This is a genomic window from Peptoanaerobacter stomatis, assembly GCF_000238095.2.
GTDB lineage: Bacteria > Bacillota > Clostridia > Peptostreptococcales > Filifactoraceae > Peptoanaerobacter > Peptoanaerobacter stomatis_A.
This window is the reverse complement of record NZ_JH815225.1, coordinates 1,257,310-1,278,468: the sequence shown is the minus strand read 5'-3', so window position 1 is coordinate 1,278,468 and position 21,159 is coordinate 1,257,310. Positions and strand designations below refer to the sequence as shown.

19 protein-coding genes are annotated in these 21,159 nt (G+C 30.7%); 15 read left to right on the top strand and 4 right to left on the bottom strand.

Annotation, left to right across the window (positions count from 1 at the left end):
• Positions 1-8 precede the first annotated feature (8 nt).
• The 9 genes from HMPREF9630_RS05415 to HMPREF9630_RS05375 all read left to right on the top strand — a co-directional run bounded on the left by HMPREF9630_RS05415 (position 9) and on the right by HMPREF9630_RS05375 (position 4,062).
• The gene (locus HMPREF9630_RS05415) at positions 9-269 is read left to right on the top strand and encodes a KOW domain-containing RNA-binding protein (protein WP_009527523.1); all 261 of its coding nucleotides are present in this window, start codon (positions 9-11) and stop codon (positions 267-269) included.
• Between the two features lie 17 nt (positions 270-286).
• Positions 287-505 carry a translation initiation factor IF-1 gene (gene infA, locus HMPREF9630_RS05410; RefSeq protein ID WP_009524359.1) on the top strand — a complete coding sequence of 73 codons (219 nt, stop codon included), beginning with the start codon at positions 287-289 and terminating at the stop codon, positions 503-505.
• 26 nt (positions 506-531) lie between these two features.
• Positions 532-645, top strand: coding sequence for a 50S ribosomal protein L36 (gene rpmJ, locus HMPREF9630_RS05405; protein WP_009524358.1), 114 nt, complete (start codon positions 532-534; stop codon positions 643-645).
• Between the two features lie 17 nt (positions 646-662).
• Positions 663-1,031, top strand: coding sequence for a 30S ribosomal protein S13 (gene rpsM / locus HMPREF9630_RS05400; protein WP_009527522.1), 369 nt, complete (start codon positions 663-665; stop codon positions 1,029-1,031).
• A 23-nt stretch (positions 1,032-1,054) separates the two neighbouring features.
• Positions 1,055-1,456 (top strand): 30S ribosomal protein S11, encoded by a 402-nt coding sequence (gene rpsK / locus HMPREF9630_RS05395; RefSeq protein ID WP_009524356.1) that lies wholly within the window; start codon positions 1,055-1,057, stop codon positions 1,454-1,456.
• A 47-nt stretch (positions 1,457-1,503) separates the two neighbouring features.
• Positions 1,504-2,445 (top strand): DNA-directed RNA polymerase subunit alpha, encoded by a 942-nt coding sequence (locus HMPREF9630_RS05390; protein ID WP_009527521.1) that lies wholly within the window; start codon positions 1,504-1,506, stop codon positions 2,443-2,445.
• A 100-nt stretch (positions 2,446-2,545) separates the two neighbouring features.
• Entirely contained in the window at positions 2,546-2,887 is a 342-nt protein-coding gene (gene rplQ, locus HMPREF9630_RS05385; RefSeq protein WP_009527520.1) for a 50S ribosomal protein L17, read from the top strand.
• 147 nt (positions 2,888-3,034) lie between these two features.
• The gene (locus tag HMPREF9630_RS05380) at positions 3,035-3,532 is read left to right on the top strand and encodes a helix-turn-helix domain-containing protein (protein WP_009527519.1); all 498 of its coding nucleotides are present in this window, start codon (positions 3,035-3,037) and stop codon (positions 3,530-3,532) included.
• Entirely contained in the window at positions 3,514-4,062 is a 549-nt protein-coding gene (locus tag HMPREF9630_RS05375) for an IS630 family transposase (RefSeq protein WP_009527518.1), read from the top strand. Before HMPREF9630_RS05380 ends, HMPREF9630_RS05375 begins: the two co-directional genes overlap by 19 nt.
• A 97-nt stretch (positions 4,063-4,159) precedes the next feature.
• On the opposite strand, the gene nifJ is transcribed toward HMPREF9630_RS05375, so the two are convergent.
• On the bottom strand, positions 4,160-7,702 hold the full coding sequence (nifJ, locus tag HMPREF9630_RS05370) for a pyruvate:ferredoxin (flavodoxin) oxidoreductase (protein ID WP_009527517.1): 3,543 nt from the start codon (positions 7,700-7,702) through the stop codon (positions 4,160-4,162).
• A gap of 510 nt (positions 7,703-8,212) precedes the next feature.
• Between nifJ and HMPREF9630_RS05365 the strand changes: the two genes are divergently transcribed.
• The 4 genes from HMPREF9630_RS05365 to HMPREF9630_RS05350 all read left to right on the top strand — a co-directional run bounded on the left by HMPREF9630_RS05365 (position 8,213) and on the right by HMPREF9630_RS05350 (position 13,291).
• Positions 8,213-9,799 carry a putative polysaccharide biosynthesis protein gene (locus HMPREF9630_RS05365; protein ID WP_009527516.1) on the top strand — a complete coding sequence of 529 codons (1,587 nt, stop codon included), beginning with the start codon at positions 8,213-8,215 and terminating at the stop codon, positions 9,797-9,799.
• A 336-nt stretch (positions 9,800-10,135) separates the two neighbouring features.
• Entirely contained in the window at positions 10,136-10,597 is a 462-nt protein-coding gene (locus tag HMPREF9630_RS05360; protein ID WP_009527515.1) for a P-loop NTPase family protein, read from the top strand.
• A gap of 157 nt (positions 10,598-10,754) precedes the next feature.
• Positions 10,755-11,315, top strand: a complete 561-nt coding sequence (locus HMPREF9630_RS05355) for a 5-formyltetrahydrofolate cyclo-ligase (protein WP_009527514.1) — start codon at positions 10,755-10,757, stop codon at positions 11,313-11,315.
• Positions 11,316-11,656: 341 nt separating this feature from the next.
• Entirely contained in the window at positions 11,657-13,291 is a 1,635-nt protein-coding gene (locus HMPREF9630_RS05350; RefSeq protein WP_009527513.1) for a copper amine oxidase N-terminal domain-containing protein, read from the top strand.
• 170 nt (positions 13,292-13,461) lie between these two features.
• Here the strand turns inward: HMPREF9630_RS05350 and HMPREF9630_RS05345 are convergent, their stop codons facing one another.
• Genes HMPREF9630_RS05345 through HMPREF9630_RS05335 form a run of 3 tightly spaced genes read right to left on the bottom strand, consistent with a single transcriptional unit; the run spans position 13,462 to position 17,817 of the window.
• Entirely contained in the window at positions 13,462-15,516 is a 2,055-nt protein-coding gene (locus tag HMPREF9630_RS05345; RefSeq protein ID WP_009527512.1) for a CocE/NonD family hydrolase, read from the bottom strand.
• Positions 15,517-15,534: 18 nt separating this feature from the next.
• Entirely contained in the window at positions 15,535-16,713 is a 1,179-nt protein-coding gene (locus HMPREF9630_RS05340; RefSeq protein WP_009527511.1) for a DUF819 family protein, read from the bottom strand.
• 30 nt (positions 16,714-16,743) lie between these two features.
• On the bottom strand, positions 16,744-17,817 hold the full coding sequence (locus tag HMPREF9630_RS05335) for a mandelate racemase/muconate lactonizing enzyme family protein (RefSeq protein WP_009527510.1): 1,074 nt from the start codon (positions 17,815-17,817) through the stop codon (positions 16,744-16,746).
• Positions 17,818-18,158: 341 nt separating this feature from the next.
• On the opposite strand from HMPREF9630_RS05335, the gene HMPREF9630_RS05330 reads away from it, so the two are divergent.
• On the top strand, positions 18,159-19,817 hold the full coding sequence (locus HMPREF9630_RS05330) for a histidine kinase N-terminal 7TM domain-containing protein (RefSeq protein ID WP_009527509.1): 1,659 nt from the start codon (positions 18,159-18,161) through the stop codon (positions 19,815-19,817).
• Positions 19,818-19,826: 9 nt separating this feature from the next.
• A complete protein-coding gene (locus HMPREF9630_RS05325; protein ID WP_009527508.1) occupies positions 19,827-21,107 on the top strand; it encodes a sensor histidine kinase in 1,281 nt (426 codons plus the stop codon).
• Positions 21,108-21,159 lie beyond the last annotated feature (52 nt).

Genomic DNA, 21,159 nt, shown 5'->3' with positions numbered 1-21,159 from the left:
ATAAAAGAATGAATTTAGCAAAAGGACAATTAGTAAGAAGTATGGCAGGGCATGACAAGGGAGAATATTTTTTAATTTACGAGATAGTAGATGATAATTATGTAAAAATTGTCAATGGAAAATCAAGAAAATTGGAGAAACCCAAGTTGAAAAAAATAAAACATCTGTCAAAAATTAACAAAGTATCTAATGTGATAGACGAGATAAATACATCAGATATTAAAAGTCAAAATAAAAAGATAATAAGAGAAATTGCAAATTTGTTATAATAAAATAGGGGGATTAAATGGCAAAAAGTGATGTCATAGAAATGGAAGGCACAATAACGGATGCCCTACCTAATGCAAAATTTAAGGTACAATTGGAAAACGGATTTGAAATAATAGCACATATTTCAGGAAAACTCAGAATGAACTTCATAAGAATTTTACCTGGAGATAAAGTCACTGTTGAGCTGTCTCCATACGATTTGACAAAAGGAAGAATCACTTGGAGAAAGAAGTAGCGGTGCAAAGGTAAGGAGGGAGAAAAATGAAAGTAAGACCATCAGTAAAACCAATGTGCGAAAAATGCAAAGTCATTAAGAGAAAAGGAAAAGTAATGATAATTTGCGAAAACCCAAAACATAAACAAAAACAAGGTTAATAAATAGGAGGAGAGTTATGGCTCGTATTGCCGGAATAGATTTACCAAGAGATAAAAGGGTAATCATAGGATTAACATATATATACGGTATAGGTAAAAAAACTTCATCAAAGATACTTGCTACAACAGGTATAAGTGAAGATACAAGAATAAAAGACCTAACAGAAGAAGAAGTAAATCTTCTTAGAAAAGAGATAGACAACAACTATACAGTTGAAGGAGATTTAAGAAGAGAAGTTACCCTAAATATAAAAAGATTAAGAGATATAAGATGCTATAGAGGACTTAGACATATGAAAGGGCTTCCAGTAAGAGGACAAAAGACAAAAACAAATGCAAGAACAAGAAAAGGTCCAAAAAGAGTAGTAGGTCGTAAGAAAAAATAGATAAAAGGAGGTATTAAAGATAAATGGCTAAACAACAAAAGAAAAAAGTCACAAGAGTGAGAAGAAAAGAACGTAAAAATATAGAAAAAGGTCATGCACATATACAATCAACATTTAACAACACAATAATAACTCTATCAGATGTGCAAGGAAATGCTATATCTTGGGCAAGTGCTGGTCAATTAGGATTCAAAGGTTCAAGAAAATCAACACCGTTTGCAGCTCAAATGGCAGCAGAAACTGCAACAAAAGCTGCGATAGAACACGGATTAAAATCAGTTGACGTTTTTGTAAAAGGACCAGGAGCCGGAAGAGAAGCGGCTATAAGAGCATTACAAGCAGCAGGACTTGAAGTAACTATGATAAAAGATGTTACACCTATACCTCATAACGGTTGCAGACCACCAAAGAGAAGAAGAGTGTAATTGTTGTTCCCTCGGAAAAAGTAAATTAAACCATAAGGAGGGCCTACATGTTAGGAATAGAAAAACCAAAAGTAGAAATACTTGCACTTGAAGAAGACTATGGAAAGTTTGTATTGGAACCATTAGAAAGAGGCTTTGCAACAACAGTAGGAAACTCACTAAGAAGAGTGCTTTTATCATCACTTCCAGGAGTAGCAGTGACAGCAATAAAGATAGACAAAGTAATGCATGAATTTTCAACTATAAAAGGTGTAAAAGAAGATGTGGTTGAACTTATGCTGACATTAAAAGAACTATCTATGCAAATGGAAACAGATACAGAAGAAGTGATAAGAATAGAAGCAAAAGGTGAATGTGAGATAACAGCAGGCGATATAATTTGCCCGGCAGGAGTAGAAATACTCAACAAAGACTTACACATAGCTACATTGTCAGAAGATGCAGAATTAAAAATGGAGATGTATATAAATAAGGGTAGAGGTTATATATCAGCAGATACAAATAAACAAAAAGGACTGCCTATAGGTGTACTTCCAATGGACTCCATATATACACCTGTAAAAAAAGTTAACTACTATATAGAAAAAGTAAGCGTATCTGAAAATCCTGAATTTGAAAAATTGATACTTGAAATATGGACTAACAAAACAGTTAGCCCTAAAGACGGACTTTCAGTAGCATCAAAAATATTAGTAGAACATCTCAATATGTTTGTAGATTTGACAGACAGTGTCAATGCAATGGAAATAATGGTAGAAAAAGAACAAGATGTAAAAGAAAAAGCCTTAGAGATGACAATAGAAGAATTAGATTTGTCTGTAAGGTCATACAACTGTTTGAAACGTGCAAATATAAATACAGTAGAGCAACTCACAGCCAAGAGTGAAGACGAAATGATGAAAGTTAGAAATCTTGGTAAAAAATCACTGGAAGAAGTAATACAAAAATTGCATGAACTTGGATTTACTTTAAAATCAAGTTACGAATAAAAACAACGGATACTATTTTTCTTAAATGCCTATATAAGATAAAAAATATATATTTTATATATGCGTTTAACAGATAATAGTATAAGAAGGAGGCGAAAGAATGGCGAATTATAGAAAATTAGGAAGAAAAACTTCACATAGAAACCTAATGCTTAGAAACCTTACAACAGACGTTTTAAGATACGGAAAAATAACAACAACAGTAACAAGAGCAAAAGAAACAAAAAGAATGGTAGAAAAGATGATAACACTTGGTAAAAAAGGTGATCTTAGTGCAAGAAGAGCAGCACTTGCTTATATAACTGATGAAGCTGTAGTAGCAAAATTGTTCTCAGAAGTAGCACCTAAATATCAAGAAAGAAACGGTGGATATACAAGAGTAATAAAACTTGGAGAGAGACGTGGAGATAGCGCACCTATGTCAATCTTAGAATTAGTTTAATAATTTTTTTAAATATTTAAAAAAGTAAAAAAACTGCGAGATGTCCGCAGTTTTTTTGTGCAATAAAATAGAGATTTTAATACTAAAATCTAATAGAACTATGGATATATTTCATAAAATATGATATACTAATATAGGGTGAAAAAAATGCATAAAATTAGTATAGAAGAAGCGAAAAAAATAAGCGAAATGAGAAATACAATTAAAGATAAAAAAGAAGATAAAAGACTACATGCTATACAATTAAGAGGACAAGGGAAAAGTAATAAAGAAATAGCTGAAAAACTTGATACCTCAATTAAAGTAGTAAATAACTGGATATGCAAATACGTAAAAGAAGGAATAGAAGGACTTTTAAGCAAGGGGCAAAAAGGAAATCATAGAAATCTAACATTTGAGCAAGAAGAAGAAATGTTAAAAAAATTTGAAGAAAAAGGCAAAAAAGGACAGATAATAACAGTCAAAGAAATAGAAGAAGAATATGTAAAAATAGTAGGACATAGTATAGGAACAGCACAAATATACTATGTTCTAAAAAGACATGGGTGGAGAAAAGTAATGCCAAGAAGTAGACATCCGAAGAAAGCAAATCAAGAGGTAATAGAAGCCTCAAAAAAATTAACAGTATGGCAGAAGAGTTATTAAACGTTTACCCTGATAAAATAGTAAGAATAATGTTTCAAGATGAAGCAGGTTTTGGAAGGATAAGCAAACCAAAGTATTGTTGGTGCACAAAGGATGTAAGAGCGGAGGTACCATGTCATCACATAAGAGAATATAAATACGCATATGGAGCAGTAGAACCACAAACAGGAGAAAACTTCTTTTTAGTAATGCCATACTGTGATACAAATAATATGAACGTATTTTTAGAAGAATTATCGAAAGAATATAAAGAAGATATAATATTATTAGTATGTGATGGGGCAATATGGCACAAATCAAAGACATTAAAAATACCTCAAAACATAAAGATAACACATATACCACCATATACACCAGAGATGAATCCCATAGAGCAAATATGGAAACAAATTCGTCAGATGGGATTCAAAAATGAAGTATTTAGAACACTAAATGAAGTAGTAGACAGATTATGTGACACAATAAATTTATTAACAAAAGATATGGTAAAAAGTATCACAAGAAGAGAGTGGATAAAGTCCATATTTTAAATAGAGTTTAGTATAAAAGTATAAAAAAAGACCACCGATTTTATCGGTGGTCTTTAAAGTTATAGTTATTCAAAGAATAAAGATTATTTATATTATCTTACATCCATTTTTCTGCCATAAGTTTGTATTTTTCATATCTTTCTTTTGATTCTGTTTCCGCTTTGTCATATAACTCTTCAGCTATTTCAGGGAATGTTCTCTTAAGTGATGAGTATCTTACTTGTGCGTCTATGAATTTTCTGAAAGATTCTTTAGGTTCTTTTGAATCTAATGAGAACGGATTCTTTCCTTCATGAGCAAGTAGTGGATTGTATCTGTATAAATGCCAGTATCCGCAATCTACAGCTTGTTTTTCGTTTGCTATAGTTCTACCCATACCTTCTTTTAGACCGTGGTTTATACAAGGTGCATATGCTATTATAAGTGATGGTCCTTTATAGCTTTCTGCTTCTTTTAATACTTTTAATAGATGGTTTTTATCTGCTCCAAGAGCAACTTGTGCAACATATACATAACCGTAAGATGCAGCCATCATACCAAGGTCTTTTTTCTTAACTCTCTTACCTGATGCAGCAAATTTTGCTACTGCTGATGTTGGTGTAGATTTTGATGATTGTCCACCTGTATTTGAGTAAACTTCTGTATCAAATACTAATACATTAACATCTTCGCCTGCTGCAAGTACGTGGTCAAGTCCGCCATAACCGATGTCATATGCCCAACCGTCTCCACCGAATATCCATACTGATTTTTTGTCAAGATAATCTTTGTTTTCTTTAATTGCGTCTGCTAATTCTTTTCCGTCACCTGTTATTTTATCTAAAGCTGATAGAACTTTTTCTTTTCTGTCTAATGTGTTTTCGCCTTCTTCTCTATTTTCTATCCAATCTTTAAGAGTATCTTTTACATCTGAAGGTATATCTTTTTCAAGAAGTTGTGACATTTCATTTTCTATTCTTTGTCTTATGGCTTTTACACCCATAGCCATACCATATCCGTATTCTGCATTATCTTCAAATAATGAGTTTGCCCAAGCAGGTCCTCTGCCTTTTGAATTTGTAGTATATACGGATGTAGGAGCTGAACCTCCCCATATTGATGAACAACCTGTTGCGTTTGCTATTATCATTCTGTCACCAAACATTTGAGTAACAAGCTTAGCATATGGAGTTTCACCGCAACCGGCACAAGCTCCTGAAAACTCAAGAAGCGGTTGCATAAATTGGCTGCCTTTTAGTGAGTTTCTGTCAAGTATATCATCTTTATATCCTATGTTTTTATGTGCATAGTCAAATAATTTTCCGTACTCGTCTTTTAATGATTCAAATGAAGTCATTTCAAGAGCTTTTTCGCCTTTTTTACCAGGACAAACATCGGCGCAGTTTCCACAACCTGTACAGTCGTATGGGCTTACTTGTATTCTATATTCAAGACCTTCAAGACCTTTTCCTACTGCTTTTAATGTGTCGAATCCTTCAGGTGCATTTGCTTTTTGATTTTCATCTAAAAGATATGGTCTTATAGCGGCATGAGGGCATACAAATGAACATTGGTTACATTGTATACAGTTTTCTATTTTCCATTGAGGAACGTGTGTTGCTATACCGCGTTTTTCATATTCTGAAGCACCTGCCGGCACTTTACCGTCCTCATATCCTACAAATGTAGATACAGGTAGAGAGTCTCCGTCCTGCGCATTTACAACGCTTAGTATATTTTTTATATAATCAGGAGCATCGCTATTTTGTTTTGCAACTAATTTTTCATCTGCAAGAGCTGCCCAAGATTCAGGTACTTTTACTTCATGTATAGCATTTGCTCCAAGGTCAACAGCTTTGAAGTTCATATCCAATATTTCTTGACCTTTTTTACCGTATGATTTTACTATTGAATCTTTCAAGTATTTTGCAGCTTCATCATAAGGTATTACATCAGCTAATTTGAAGAACGCTGATTGCATTATCATATTTATTCTTGTTCCAAGTCCTATATCAAAAGCTATTTTACTTGCGTCTATTGTGTAGAACTTGATATTATTTGTTGCTATATATTTTTTGATTGATGTTGGTAATTCTTCTTCTAACTGATCGTCTGACCAAGGACAGTTAAGTACGAATGATCCGCCTTCTTTTAATCCCTTTACTACATCATATAATTTAACATATGAAGGAGTGTGACATGCTATAAAATCTGCTTCATCTATTAGATATGTTGAACGTATAGGTTTTGAACCGAATCTAAGGTGAGATACTGTAACACCGCCTGATTTTTTTGAGTCATATGCGAAATACGCTTGTGCATATTTATTTGTATGATCACCTATTATTTTTATGGCTTTTTTTTTTGCGCCTACTGTACCGTCTGAACCTAATCCCCAGAATTTACATCTTATAGTGCCTTCTTGGCGAATAGATAATTTATGTTTAACATCCAATGATAGATTTGTAACGTCATCTACGATTGATACTGTAAAGTTGTTTTTTGGATTTTCTGATTCCAAGTTTTCAAATACTGCCAATATATCAGTAGGAATAGTGTCTTTTGAACCAAGACCGTATCTTCCTCCTATTATCATAGGACGATTTTCTTTTCCAAAATATACTGATTCTACATCAAGGTGTAGAGGTTCTGCCGGTGCTCCAGGTTCTTTTGTTCTGTCAAGAACAGCTAATCTTTTTACTGTTTTAGGTAAAACATCTAAGAAGTAATCGGCAACGAAAGGTCTGTATAGATGTACTTTTATCAAACCGACTTTTTTGCCGTTTGCATTCAAGTGATCAACAACTTCTTCGATAGTTTCAGTAACTGAACCCATAGCTACTATTACATCAGTAGCATCAGGTGCACCATAGTAGTTGAAAGGTTTATATTCTCTGCCTGTCAATTTTGATATTTCTGCCATATAATCGGCAACTATTTTTGGAACAGCGTTATAGAATACATTTGATGCTTCTCTTGCTTGGAAGAATATATCAGGATTTTGAGCTGTACCTTTTGTATATGGATGGTTAGGATCAAGTGCTTTTGCTCTGAATTCAGCAAGTGCTTCTTGGTCAACTAATTTTGCAAAATCTTCAAAATCTATAGTTTCTATTTTTTGTATTTCATGTGAAGTTCTAAAACCGTCAAAGAAGTGCATAAAAGGAACTTTTGATTTAATTGCTGCAAGGTGAGCTATACCTCCTAAGTCCATAACTTCTTGGACAGAGCCGGAACATAGCATAGCAAAACCTGTTTGTCTTGCAGACATAACGTCTGAATGATCTCCGAATATTGATAGTGCATGAGATGCCAAAGCTCTTGCAGATACATGGAATACTCCCGGAAGAAGTTCTCCGGCAATCTTATACATATTAGGAATCATGAGTAGAAGTCCTTGAGAAGCTGTATAAGTAGTAGTAAGGGCTCCTGTAGATAAAGAACCGTGAACGGCACCTGCCGCTCCTGCTTCTGATTGAAGTTCAGATACTTTCACTGTTTGTCCGAACACATTTTTCATTCCGTTAGCAGCCCATTCATCAACAACTTCAGCCATTGGAGAAGATGGAGTGATAGGGAAGATAGCGGCAACCTCAGTAAAAGCGTAAGAAACATATGCGGCGGCAGTATTACCGTCCATAGTTTTCATATGTTTAGCCATATTAAAAACCTCCTAAATTTTAAAAAGTATAAAAAACTTATGTCCTTAAAACTTACGATTAAAAATATTAAGTAAACAATTAGATAGCCCTTACTAATTTTATTTCTTTTTTAATACAAAAAGTTGTAAAAACATATTTTAATCTGTAAATTGTAAGAATTTGTGATAAAATATTCAAATAAATATTTTTTCGACATTCAATAAACATAACCTTAAAAAATGAATGATTTTTGACAAAAAAATATCAATTTTTATCAAAATAAATAGATTTTTTGAAAAAATATATATTGAAATACCATTATCACTTGAAATTAAAAAATTATTAATTTCTATTTATAACATTATATCAAATTTATACTTTATTATCAATTAGTTTTTTTGAAAAAATAAATTAAATGACATAGCTGAAAATTGACAAATATTAAAAAAAGCCTTAAAATAAATTATTATTTAGAAAATTAATTGATAAAATTTAGTTAATTAAAATACATAAGAATTTTTGGAGGGCAGATGAACTCTCAAACTTTTTTAGCAGGTACTATGATACTTGCGATATCTAATTTATTTGTAAAAATACTCGGTTCCATATTTAGAATACCGCTTGGTAATCTGATAGGCTCAGACGGAATAGGTTATTATCAGACAGCGTATCCGTTATATGTGTTTGTACTTGCAATGTCTACATCGGGTATGCCTACAGCAATATCTAAGATGGTGGCTGAAAGAACGAAACTGAAAAAATATAAGACAGCCCATAAAATATTTAAGATAAGTTTGCTTTTGTTAACTTGTATGGGGATATTATCGTTTTTACTATTCTTTTTTGGAGCAAATTTACTGGCAAAATTTTTGAATGATGAAAATTCGTATTACAGTATAAAGGCATTGTCATTGGCACTTCTTATAGTACCTGCCGTAAATGCTTTTAAGGGATATTTTCAAGGTAGAAGCAATATGTTACCTACCTCGCTTTCACAGATAAGTGAGCAGTTTGTAAGAGTATTTTTCGGTTTATTTTTGGCATATATATTAATTCCTAACGGAAAGCCGATTGCAGCGGCCGGGGCGGCTTTTGGGGCTTCACTTGGAGCTGTGATAGCATTTTTTGTAATAATAGTCATATATATAAGACAAAATTCAAAGATACAAAAAGAAATCAATATGTGTAATGAAATATTGGAAGAGGATAGTATAAGCTTGTTAAAAGAGATGATGTCAATAGCAGTTCCTATAATAATAGGTTCACTTGTCATACCTCTTATGAACACGATTGATTCAAAAATAATAAAAGACAGGCTTATGTCAGGCGGGTTTTCATATCAAGATGCCAATTCACTGTTTGGACAATATTCAGGAATGGCAGCTACAATAATAAATCTTCCTCAGGCATTGACAGTTTCTATCGCATACAGCATAGTACCGGCAATATCTGAAAGTTATGTTGTAAAAGAGATGAAAAAACTCAGAAGTAATATAGTGCTCGGTACGAGATTGTCAAATTTAATAGCAATGCCTTGTTTCTTTGGAGTTATGGTACTTTCAACGCCTATAATGAAATTATTGTACCCTAAAGAGCCGGATTCTGCTGGTTCAATACTTTTCGCAATGTCATTTACAATAGTTTTGATAGCGCTGCTTCAAACTTTTACAGCTATACTTCAAGCTATAGGTAAACCTATGATACCTGTAATAAATTTATTTATAGCATCCATATTTAAAATTGTAATAACTTATTTTATAACACCTGTACCTTCGATAAATGTAAAAGGCGCAGCTATAGGAACAGCTGTTGCTTATGTGATAGCCATGATTTTAGATTATATATGGATAAAGAAACTATTAGACGTAAATTTTAAAATAAAATCTTCGTTTGCCGTACCGTTTTTGATGTCGCTTATAATGGCTATATTTGTTAGAGTATCCTATGTAGTGCTCTCAATGGTTATACCGAGTTCTAAAATAAGTACATTGCTTGCTATTATGATTGGAGGAGCCGTATATGTTTTTGAACTCTTATTTATGGGAGGAATATCTGAAAAAGAACTCATGAGCACATCAATAGGAAGAAAAATAGCAAGCAGAATATATAAAAAATGATAAGTAGGCAACTGTTTTATTGAAAAAATATGAAAATTGAGAATATAGTAAATTAATTTTATTCAAATAAATATATGCTTTTAACAGTATAAAAAAATACTTAATTCAATACTTATACCAAGCAAACATAAATAAACTAAATATATTTGTTAACTTAAAATTATGCAGTTTACAAAAAGGGGCTGGTGAAAAAATATTGTTTAAAACAGTTTTTAGTATTTTATGGTAGATTGATTCAGGCTTTGTATATTATGATTATATAAAAACAGTTTTCAAATTGATTTACTATAAAAAATGTAAGTATTAAAATATATTTTAAAATTAAGGAGAATTATTATGACTTATTCAATGATAAAAATAGGAAATAAACAAAATGACAAGCCTAAGTGTATAGTTGTTGACAGAAATGTAATAATAGCAGGTGAAACAGGGGTAGGTAAGACAACATATATAAAGAGATTGGCAGAAAACAGCGAAAATGTGTTATATATTACAGCCGACGAGTTTATAAAAGACGATGTTATAAATTTGGAAAAATTAAAAAATGATAAAATAAGTTTAGTAATAGTAGACGATTTATATAAAGTTACAGATGTAAACACTTTTAATGATAAAGTAAATAAATTAAACGCTGAAGATATTTATGTGGGATTGACTTGCTTAGAAGAAACGCATATCAAAAAATTCCCTGTGAACAATTCATATATATTGAAATTAAACAAGTCTGTAGACGGCTTCAGATCACTTGTATATATTGACGGAAACAATTCAGAAAGAATAAAAATACAACAAGCGTAGTTAGGTTTTTAAATAATGCTTTAAAGGTAATGCTTTAAAGCATTATTTGCGTATGAGCTAATTCATACAGTTATCTATACAAAGTAATATTAACCTAACCTGTTAGATTTAATATAATGAGTTTTCTATACATAACGTTTTTAATAAAGGAGTATTTATGAACAAGAAACAGATGAGAAAAGACATACTTGCTATAAGAGATTCAATATCCAAAGAAGATATATTGAAAAAATCCGAAATCATATTGGATAAATTAAAAGCAACAGATATTTTTAAAAATTCAAAAAATATAATGCTTTTTACAAGTTTTGGAAGTGAGGTATATACTCACGATTTTATCATTTGGTGTAAAAGAGAAAATAAAAATATTGTACTTCCATACATAGATAAGAGTACAGATACTATGAAAATATCAGTTTTTAATTCTTTTGATGATATGAAAGCGGGATATAAAGGAATATTGGAAGTAAAAGAAGAATGTATACAGAGCTTTGATGAAAAAAAGGTGGAGCTGATTATTACTCCTTGTGTGTGTTATGATTTCAACAAATATCGTATAGGATACGGAAAAGGATTTTATGACAGATTTTTTGCAAAAACACCGAATGCGTTTAAAATAGGTATATGTTTTGATGAATGTCTCGTGGATAGTATAGAGTATGATGAATATGATGTAAAAACGGATATGGTAATTACAGATAAGCGAGTAATAATATAGTTATCATACTAAAATTCAATACAACGATAGAGAAATGGGGCTGTGTAAATTTAATAAAATATGACTCTATATTTATAAATTTCTTATATAAAAAGTATATATTATTTTATCAGAGAAAAATATTAAATTAATATATCATTTATTTTAGAAATTAGATTAAAAAAATACTGTAATGTGTTTTTAATAATAAATTTGCTAAAAAATGTTTTTTTTATTTACAAAATTTGGTATAGTATAAATATAAATTTATTTAGAAAATAAATTTGAATATTTATTTTCTTTTTCCAAGGCGCTTTATAAAAAATTGCGTCAAAAAAATTGTTTAGAGAGGAATGAAAAGTATGAAAAAATTTTTTGTAGGAATGACAGCTATGGCGTTGTTGGTTTCAGCTTTTGGTGTAAATTCTTTTGCAGAAGGTTCAAAGACAGTAAAGGTTGACAAAGTTCAAACAGTGGGTGCATTAGATGAACAAAAAGGCTCTATGATTGAAATAAGAGAAAGCGAAAAGGATTCTTGGGGAGATTCAGTTACATTTGAATTGAAGTTACCTACAAATGTAAAATGGAACGCAAAAACTATTGTCAATGGACATAACAAACCACAAATAGATGGAAATTCGCTTAAAATAACTATGAAAACAAATCCTAAATATCAGGAAGTTGCGTATGTAGTGCCATATTTTGATGTTGACAAGCATGCAGAAAAAGGCGATATCTCTGTGATTATATCAAGAGGAGTATCAGGAGATAAAGATGAAAGCGTAGTAATAGCAAAAATAAGCGATTACGGTGTAAATATTTCATCATCATATGAAAGAGCACCTAAAAATTCAAAATCTATTCCTGTTGAAATAACTGTAACAGAGGCTGTACAAGATTCAATACTTCCGGGTTCTCCATATGACTTATCCTTCGACAATGCAACAGTAGATGAAAAAAGTGTAAAAATAGAGCAATTAAACGGAAGAGATAAATTAGAAATAAGTGCAGTAAAAGAAAATTACGCAGAATTTAAATTGACAGAAAATTCATCCAATATAAATAAATTTGTAATAAAATTGAATATAATGCCTAAAAAAGACTTTGTAGGAGATATAACAGCAACATTTGATGGTAGAGGCATTGAAAATATGTCATCAGTAGTTGCAAAAGTATATGATGCAATAAATGTTGATGAGAGAAAACCTGACAGCATAACATTAGGCTTGGGAAATCAAAAATTAGCTGATTTATCATTTGTTGAAACATCAGCAGGAGCATTGTCAGAAGGCGAATATATACTAAAATTAGATCCTAAGTATAAAGGTTCAGTATTTTCATCAGTAAAATTAGAAGCGGAAGGCAATATTAAGGTAGGCTCAGCAGATGTTAAAAATGGTACAATTCTATTTAAAGTAAGCGGAGCATCAACTGAACCTTCAAAATTGACATTTAGCGACTTAAAATTTACAATAGACAGGTTTGGATATGAAGGAGACTATACACTTTCGCTTGCCAATGCAAAAACTCCTGATGATATAATAGCAAAAGTAACATTGTTCAATGTAAATGCAGTAGCACCTGAAACAGTTAAAACACCTGTATCAAACGGTATAGAATTTGTTATAGGAAGTGCAGAATATAAAGTGACTAAAGATGGCAATACAGAGCAAAAAACATTAGATGTAGCACCATATATAGCAAAAGGAAACAGAACTATGTTACCGCTAAGAGCAGTAGCTGAAACATTGGATATGGAAGTTAAATGGGACGCTAAAACAAGCACAGCTACACTTAACTCAAAAGATAATACTCAAACAGTAGTTCTTACAATAGGAAATAAGACTATGCTTGTAAATGGCAAAGAAGTTGCGCTTGATTCAGCACCTGAAATAAAAGACGCAAGAACATTCTTACCGGTAGCTCAAATAGCAAATGCTTTAAATGTAAAAACAGCATGGGATGCTTCTACTAAGACAGTTACATTAAGCAAATAGAAAAAATATAGAAATATAAGTTTATAAAAGGTGTTATAATCATTGTTCATTATACAATTTTTATAGCCATAGTATAAAAATAACAGCTCAATCAGATAAAACTGAAGAGCTGTTATTTTTTGTGAAAATTAGTGATATTATAAAGTATATATATATTTGTATTTAAAAATTTATTTTTCAATTCTTACTTTTAAATTGGAAGGATAAATTTTCCCATAATGTACTTTGTTGGTTACGATTTTTTTCTCATTTGTTCCGCTGTTATAATTAGGGAAAATCAAATTTAATGCACTTGAGGTTATGCTTAGTCTTATACGATTTCCTTTTTTAAAGCAGTGTGAAAATTTTGTACTTCTTATGCTAATAGGATAAATATTTCCTTTTATCATATTTTCTTTTTTGTCATAACCGTTTTTATATTTTGTGTTGAACACTCCGTCTGCAAGCTTTATGGAATTACCGAATTCATCAACATTGCATATGCGTATTATCAAATCTGATTCAATGCAGTCACTTTCAAAGTATAGAGTCAGTTCAATATCTCCGGTTATTATAACATCTTCTTTTAAAACAGGTGTTGTATAGCAAAGGTAGTCATCTCTAAGTTCTTGATTTTTATAATTTGCAGGAAATGAAACCTCGTTATTTGACATATCAATCAAATGTGTGGCAGGATTATCAGGGTTGTATTTGTAAAAATCATATCCGCTTTCAGGTATTTCATCCAAAAGAATTCCATCGCCATTTGAAGATTTTGCGTTTGAAATAGAATATAAATAGTATTTTTTTTCTATAGAGTTAGGAATTGGCCAACTATTAGCTTTTTTCCACTCGTTACTTCCGGTTGTGTAGTATTCTATTACATCATCATTCAGATAAGATAGATTGTTGCCTTTTAAATATTTTTCAAACCAAAGCAGAGGTATTAAGTCAAGATCATCTTTTAAAGCATTTTGACCAAAATGTAAGTCATTCAAATCATAAGAAGAATTTGAATTATGAAGCCAAGGTCCGAGGATTATTTTTTTATCTTTAAAGTTTTTGGATACTTCAAGTGCTTGAGTTGTTCCCATAGAATTATCGTCAAACCAACCTGATATTATTAAAGATGGAATTTGATGACCGCTTTTCCAACGTTTTTGCCAATCTCCTTTTTGCCAAAAAGCATCTTCTACATCATGATTTATCCATTTGTTGAAGAAAGGTATATCATATCCGAGAGCTTTTTTGGGAATATCTTCAATAGGTCGTACTGCTAAAACTTCATCCCAATCATCTCTTGCAAGCAAGCTTGCATCCAGATTTTTCTTTGAAACGATAAATGCCCATGCCAACATTCCGCTTATTAGACAACCTCCACGTCTTGGCATATCTATAAAAGCACTGCCTGCGGTAACTTCGCTGACTATAGCTTTTAGATATGGGTTTGCACTTGCACCTGCAGCCCATTGAACGTATCCGAGATAACTGCCACCTATCATTCCTATTTTTTTATTACTCCATTTTTGACTTGCTATCCAGTTTAAAGTGTCATCTCCATCTTCAACTTCGTGATGTAAAGGTATCCATTCGCCATCACTTTCGCTTCTGCCTCTAACATCCTGTATAACAACAGCATAACCACGATGAACATACTTAATAAATTCATGTATTTTTATAGTTTTATCATATGGTGTACGAACCAAAACCGTAGGGAGAGTATCATTATATTCAAGTGGAAGATATACATCGGTTGAAAGTTTTATGCCGTCTCGCATAGGTATGCAGTAATTTTTTTTATGGCTGATAGCTTGTAATTGTGGAGCATATTTTTTCCATTTGTCAAGTATTGTATAACTTTCAAAACCATCCTTAACAAGAAATACATTACTGCTTCTTGCCGGAATCCAGCATGCTATTATTTCATTTTCGTGCATTATGATATTATGTGGATGAATTTTGTTTCTCTCAGCAAAACCGTTTTTCGTTTTTGAATAAATGTCACCATTTTTATAAGTGAATTCATTTTTTTGTAGATAACTTGTATATGAAAGATTTATATATTTTTCTAAAAAAGAGAGAATATCTATTCTAAAATTTTCTTTAAATTTTTTGTTTTCATCTTCATCCAATATTTTCTTTGTATAAAAATCTTTTGAAAAAGGGTTAAACATTTCAAAATAAATTATATCCTGTACATAAATTTTAGCTTGACAAATACCTGAAGAATAAAGGTTCCATTGCATAAAAATTCCTTCTTTCTATTATGCGCCTATTGTCGCTTTAATCATATATGCTACCGATATTCCCAAATAGTTTCCTATAAGTCCGGCTAAAACACCGCTGATAAGTGCAATCGGTATTAGAGATTTCCATTTACCATTTGAGCAAACAAGTGCGGCGGTAGTACCGTCAGCAATTGCTGCAACAATAGAAATAACAACAAATTCATAACGTATTTTAAAAAATCTTGTAATAAGAAGATGAAGAAGTGTACTGAACAATATAACACAAGCACAAAATATAGTAATGCTTGCAGTAGAAGTTAAAAAACCGGAAATATCGACCATAAACCCTATAATAGTTAGATATATCATAGCTATCAAAAGTCCAAGGTCTAATTTTCCTTTAAGTGTTTTTATAAAAGGAAGCTGTCCTATTATTGTGGAAACAGTTGTTATGAACAATATTCTTATAGCAGATTTATACATGCTTTCAGGGAAAAGTGTAGTTGAAATAAAACTTGCTGTTTGTGCTATTGTAAAAGAAATAGTTAAAAGTATAGCTATATCCATAATAGACCATTCTTTTGCAGAAAATAAACTTTTATGTTCAAGATCGTCTCCATATAATTCGTCTTCAGTATGTTTATACGGCCATATTTTATTGAAAAATGCAGAGGATTTTAAAATAGTAGGAGCGGCAAACATCAATATCATAGACGGCATTCCTATGACATAATCTGCCGCATTTGCAGATACTATTGTTTCATTTGAAGCATCTAAAGCAATAGCTATGGCAGTAAGATTTGAAGAGCCTCCTGTATAAGTTCCGACAAACATTCCTGCAACTTTCCAACCCTCAGGAATTTTTTCTGCAAAAAATAATCCGAATAAAAATGCTATTACTCCCACACTAAATATGGCTGAAATAAGTGAGATAACAGGTTCTTTTGTCATATCCTTCAACTGTGAAAAATCTATATTCATCAAAAATAATGACATGGAGATAGGTATACAATACACAGCTAAAATTCCATATAATTCAGTCATACTGGGTACTATTTTAGCGTTGCTTGCTATTATACCGAAGATAATAACGAGTAGTGATGGTCCTAACAAAGATGTAATTTTAAATTTTTGAAGCCATAGAGAAAAAGCTATAATACCTAAAATTAGAGCGATTAATGAACCGGGAGAAGATAAAAAAGTAGTTTGTTCCATGATTTTCCCTCCTTAAAAATGAAAAACATATTACCAATCTAAATTTATACCAAGACCTGGATTTTCTGATAAAGTGAAAATATCTTTTTCAAATGTAAATCCGCCAGTCATATTCATATTAGGATCTTTTGCATACATAAAGCTGTCACAATCTGCATCTATAATATTGTTTTTGGATGCTACAAGGCTGATTCCGGCAGTTATTGCTATTTTAGTTTCCAGCATACATCCGACCATACAATTTATACCGAATCCTTCAGCTATTGAGTTTATTTTTTCAGCATTAAATAATCCGCCACATTTCATCAATTTTATATTAAAAACATCCGCCGCATCTATTTTAGCCGATCTTGCGGCATCATATGGAGAGTGAATAGATTCATCAAGCATAATTCGTATACCTTGTGAGTTTTTACGAATTGTTGCAGAACCTTCAATATTCCAGTGAGGTAAAAACTGTTCAATAGCATCAATTTTGTATTTTTTTACATCTTCAATGAATTGAATTGCTGTTGAAATACTATATCCTTGATTAGCATCCAAGCGAAGTTTTATATCATAACCAACTTTATCGCGTATAGATTTGATAGCTGATAAATCATCTTTAGGATTAATACCAATTTTTATTTTTAATATTCTATATCCCATATTTACATAGTCATATGCCTTTTTTGCCATGTTTTCAGGTGTGTCAATACCAATAGTTATATCGTTTATTACTGTTGGATTTGAGCCTCCAAGTAACTTATAAAGAGGCATTTTCATTTTTTTACCCTTTATATCATATAATGCTATATCAATAGCACATTTTGCAGAGGTATTATGGATTAAGAGTTTGTCCATTTGTAAATGGATACCTTCTAAATCAGTTGCGTCCATACCTATGAGGGCTTGTTGAAAATATTTTAAAGCCAAAATCACAGAGTCTGCACTTTCTCCAGTCACAGGTTCAAAAGGAGCCGCTTCGCCATAGCCTACAATTCCGTCATCTGTATGAATTTTAACTATAACTGATGTAGATGCAGATACTTCTGCAAAAGCTACTTTAAATGTTGTAATAAGAGGAATATTAATTTTTTCAATCTCGATTTTTGTAATTTTCATGGTAGTCTCCTTTCGTTTCAAAATAAAAGTTTCAGAATATAAATTATTTCGATATTTGAAATAAATATAGAAAATAGATTTAAAAATAAGATAATGTTTTTAAAACGTTATCATTAACTTAATTTTATATAGTATAATAAATTTGTTAGAAATATGCAATTATTTTTAAGAGAAAACTGTGAGAAATTATAGTAAAACAATTTAAAAAATGATTAAGATATATATTATTAATTATATGAAAGATTGATTAATAAGTTGTATATATTATAAAAATTATTGAGATTTAGGAAATAAAATGATATAATTTAACAAAATATAAAATTTTTAAGGAAGGAGTAATGATGCCGAAAAAATATAAAGTCTTCAGGAACGATTGTATTATTTTGTTCTTTGTGATTTTAGCAATGCTTATGAGATATATTAGCTTTGAAAATGTTTTTTATAGAAGTGCGGCAGACGTTATCAGACCTCTAATATATATAGGTATGATATTTTTGTGGAAAGAGTCTATAAAAAGGCGAATATTTATAAAATCGGTTCGTTTTTATATAACAAGCATAACAATCCTTATGATTTTCTGGATGATACTTAGAACCATGAGAGCGATTTTTTTTGACGATTATTTTATCCGCAGAATGTTGTGGTACAGTTATTACATACCTATGTTGTTCATACCTTTATTAGGATTGTTTTTCGGTATTTATTTGGGAAAATCCGAAAGGTATAGACCTCCGGAATATTTAAAAGTTTTATGGATACCGACGTGTATATTATGTATATTGGTGCTTACTAATGATATACATCAAACTGTATTTTCATTCGGTAGCAATAAAATTTGGACGAGCAAAAATTATAAATATGAGATTATGTATTTTGTAGTCTTATTTTTTAATATAATTTATCCTATTTTAACTTTATCTATAACTGTAAAAAAAAGTAAATTGCCAAACAAAAAGATATTAATTCTTCCAAACATCGCTATGCTGACACTTATCATATATATAATTATATATGTTGTTAATGTGGGGCAATTATGGATAATTCGTGATGTAACAGTCAAAATTTGTCTATTCATAATGGTGATTATAGAAAGCTGTATACGGAGTAAACTCATACAATCCAATGATAATTATGAAGAACTTTTTAAGTCTTGCCACTTTCCTATAAAAATATTGAATAAGTATTATGAAACTGTCTATAATACTAAGGCCGATATGTATATAGAAAAAAAGTATATAAAAGAAGCCATAAAAGAGCCTATACTGCTGAATAGAAACATAAAAGTAAATGCTATGCCTATTGATGCAGGTTATGTAGTATGGTTGGACAATTTATCAAAGATGAATTTATTGCTCGACAAGCTTAATATTTTAAAAGGACAGCTTTTAGAGAGAAATATTTTACTTAGAGCTGAAATAGAGCTTGAGGAGAGAAAGAGCAGAGTAGAAGAGAAAAATAAAATTATTGAAAAAATAATGAGTGAAAATATATCAAGTCTTGCAAAGATGAATAATATACTTGAAAAAAACGCAAAACCTGACATTGAAGTTTTAAAAAGATTGTGTATATTAGGTGCATATGTAAAGAGAAAATGTAATTTACTTTTACTTAGCTATGATAACGAAAATATCTTATCTAAAGAGCTTGAATATTGCATAAGAGAATCTATGGACAGCATTTCAAAGTGTAATATAAATTGTAAGTTTACAAGCGAATGCAATGAAATTATACCTATAAATCACATAATAGTCTTATATGATTTATTTGAAGACGTTGTAGAATGTATGTTGTCAACATTTTCTGATTTTATTGTTGATATTTTTTCTAAAAATGATGATTTATATGTAAGTATGAAATTAGTATATAATATGGGCAATATACCCTTAAAAGAATATGCAAATCAGGTATTGAATAATGAAAAATTTAAAGATATGGGCGGTGTTTATGCACTTGACTATATAGAAAATGAAGTGCATATAACAATGTGTATATTAAAATAAGGAATGATTATGGTAACGTTTATAGAACTTACAGATATACAAAGAGGTACAATACTAACTTTATGGTTTTTAAACATATGTATTATGATGTATTATATATCATTTGTTATCATACAACTCAATAATATAAAAAAAATAATTTTCCCAACTGTTGTTACATGTGCAAGCATAATTATAATTATCAATATGTTATATATACGAAATGAACGAAACTTGAGTCCTACATATATAAAATTGTCTAAATTGCCGAGCATTATATATATAATTGTTGCACTCTTATTTATAATCTACAGTTTTTTTAAACTATATTATATATTTAGGTATAAAAAGAGTTCAATAAATATATCCTCTATAAAAGAAAGCGTAGACGTATTTCCAAAAGGACTTTTATTTGCAGATAAAAATGGAATCTTATTACTTGTAAACACATGTATGTATGAGTTGAGCTTAGATATATTAGACTGTATGCCGCAAGATTTGCATAGTTTTTGGAAATCTTTGAAAAGTGGCGATCTAAAAGAAGGAGTTAAAAGAGTTGTATTTAGAGATAATTTGTTGATAAGAACAAACGATCAAAAAACATGGACATTTGTAAAAAACCAGATAGACACTGATATGGGAGAAATAACACAGATTAGTGCAACAGATACAAGTGAATCAGCTGAGTTATATGATAAAATAAAAAAAGAAAACATAGAGCTTGTGGAAGTAAATAAAAGATTTAAATCATATGCCAAGAATATAAATAATCTTGTAGCACAGGAAGAAAGACTAAACACAAAGATTAGAATACATGATGAACTTGGTCAAGTGCTCTTGAGAACAAAATATTATATTACAAAAGATATTGACTATAATAGGATAAAAGAATTATTTGAAATATGGAAAAACAGCGTAGATATTTTAAGACATGAAGTTGAAATAGAAAAAAAATCTCCTTTGACATATCTTATGGAAACTGCACGAGACGTAGGAGTAAATATAACAGTAAGTGGAGATGCTTTTCAAGATGAAAGTGTAGAAGAGATGATAACGCTTTTGTCAAGTGAAATATTGACAAATGCAGTTAAGCATTCCAAGGCACAAAATATGTATATAGATGTAAAGTATAAGATGAATAAATATACGGTAATATTTACAAATGACGGCATACAGCCCACTTATCCTATAACAGAAAGAGGAGGATTATCAAATATGAGAAAAAAAATAGAGCGTATTGGAGGTACAATAAAAGTAGAATCAATTCCGATTTTTAAAATAACAATAAAAATACCTACAGACAATATATAGTTTTTTTGTAAAAAAATGGATATTTCTATAAATATCAAAAAAGACGGTGTTT

Bases quoted from the DNA above. Each gene is read 5' to 3' on its own strand.
- HMPREF9630_RS05415 (WP_009527523.1), top strand. From the start codon at position 9: ATGAATTTAGCAAAAGGACAATTAGTAAGAAGTATGGCAGGGCATGAC.
- infA (WP_009524359.1), top strand. From the start codon at position 287: ATGGCAAAAAGTGATGTCATAGAAATGGAAGGCACAATAACGGATGCC.
- rpmJ (WP_009524358.1), top strand. From the start codon at position 532: ATGAAAGTAAGACCATCAGTAAAACCAATGTGCGAAAAATGCAAAGTC.
- rpsM (WP_009527522.1), top strand. From the start codon at position 663: ATGGCTCGTATTGCCGGAATAGATTTACCAAGAGATAAAAGGGTAATC.
- rpsK (WP_009524356.1), top strand. From the start codon at position 1,055: ATGGCTAAACAACAAAAGAAAAAAGTCACAAGAGTGAGAAGAAAAGAA.
- HMPREF9630_RS05390 (WP_009527521.1), top strand. From the start codon at position 1,504: ATGTTAGGAATAGAAAAACCAAAAGTAGAAATACTTGCACTTGAAGAA.
- rplQ (WP_009527520.1), top strand. From the start codon at position 2,546: ATGGCGAATTATAGAAAATTAGGAAGAAAAACTTCACATAGAAACCTA.
- HMPREF9630_RS05380 (WP_009527519.1), top strand. From the start codon at position 3,035: ATGCATAAAATTAGTATAGAAGAAGCGAAAAAAATAAGCGAAATGAGA.
- HMPREF9630_RS05375 (WP_009527518.1), top strand. From the start codon at position 3,514: ATGGCAGAAGAGTTATTAAACGTTTACCCTGATAAAATAGTAAGAATA.
- nifJ (WP_009527517.1), bottom strand. From the start codon at position 7,702: ATGGCTAAACATATGAAAACTATGGACGGTAATACTGCCGCCGCATAT.
- HMPREF9630_RS05365 (WP_009527516.1), top strand. From the start codon at position 8,213: ATGAACTCTCAAACTTTTTTAGCAGGTACTATGATACTTGCGATATCT.
- HMPREF9630_RS05360 (WP_009527515.1), top strand. From the start codon at position 10,136: ATGACTTATTCAATGATAAAAATAGGAAATAAACAAAATGACAAGCCT.
- HMPREF9630_RS05355 (WP_009527514.1), top strand. From the start codon at position 10,755: ATGAACAAGAAACAGATGAGAAAAGACATACTTGCTATAAGAGATTCA.
- HMPREF9630_RS05350 (WP_009527513.1), top strand. From the start codon at position 11,657: ATGAAAAAATTTTTTGTAGGAATGACAGCTATGGCGTTGTTGGTTTCA.
- HMPREF9630_RS05345 (WP_009527512.1), bottom strand. From the start codon at position 15,516: ATGCAATGGAACCTTTATTCTTCAGGTATTTGTCAAGCTAAAATTTAT.
- HMPREF9630_RS05340 (WP_009527511.1), bottom strand. From the start codon at position 16,713: ATGGAACAAACTACTTTTTTATCTTCTCCCGGTTCATTAATCGCTCTA.
- HMPREF9630_RS05335 (WP_009527510.1), bottom strand. From the start codon at position 17,817: ATGAAAATTACAAAAATCGAGATTGAAAAAATTAATATTCCTCTTATT.
- HMPREF9630_RS05330 (WP_009527509.1), top strand. From the start codon at position 18,159: ATGCCGAAAAAATATAAAGTCTTCAGGAACGATTGTATTATTTTGTTC.
- HMPREF9630_RS05325 (WP_009527508.1), top strand. From the start codon at position 19,827: ATGGTAACGTTTATAGAACTTACAGATATACAAAGAGGTACAATACTA.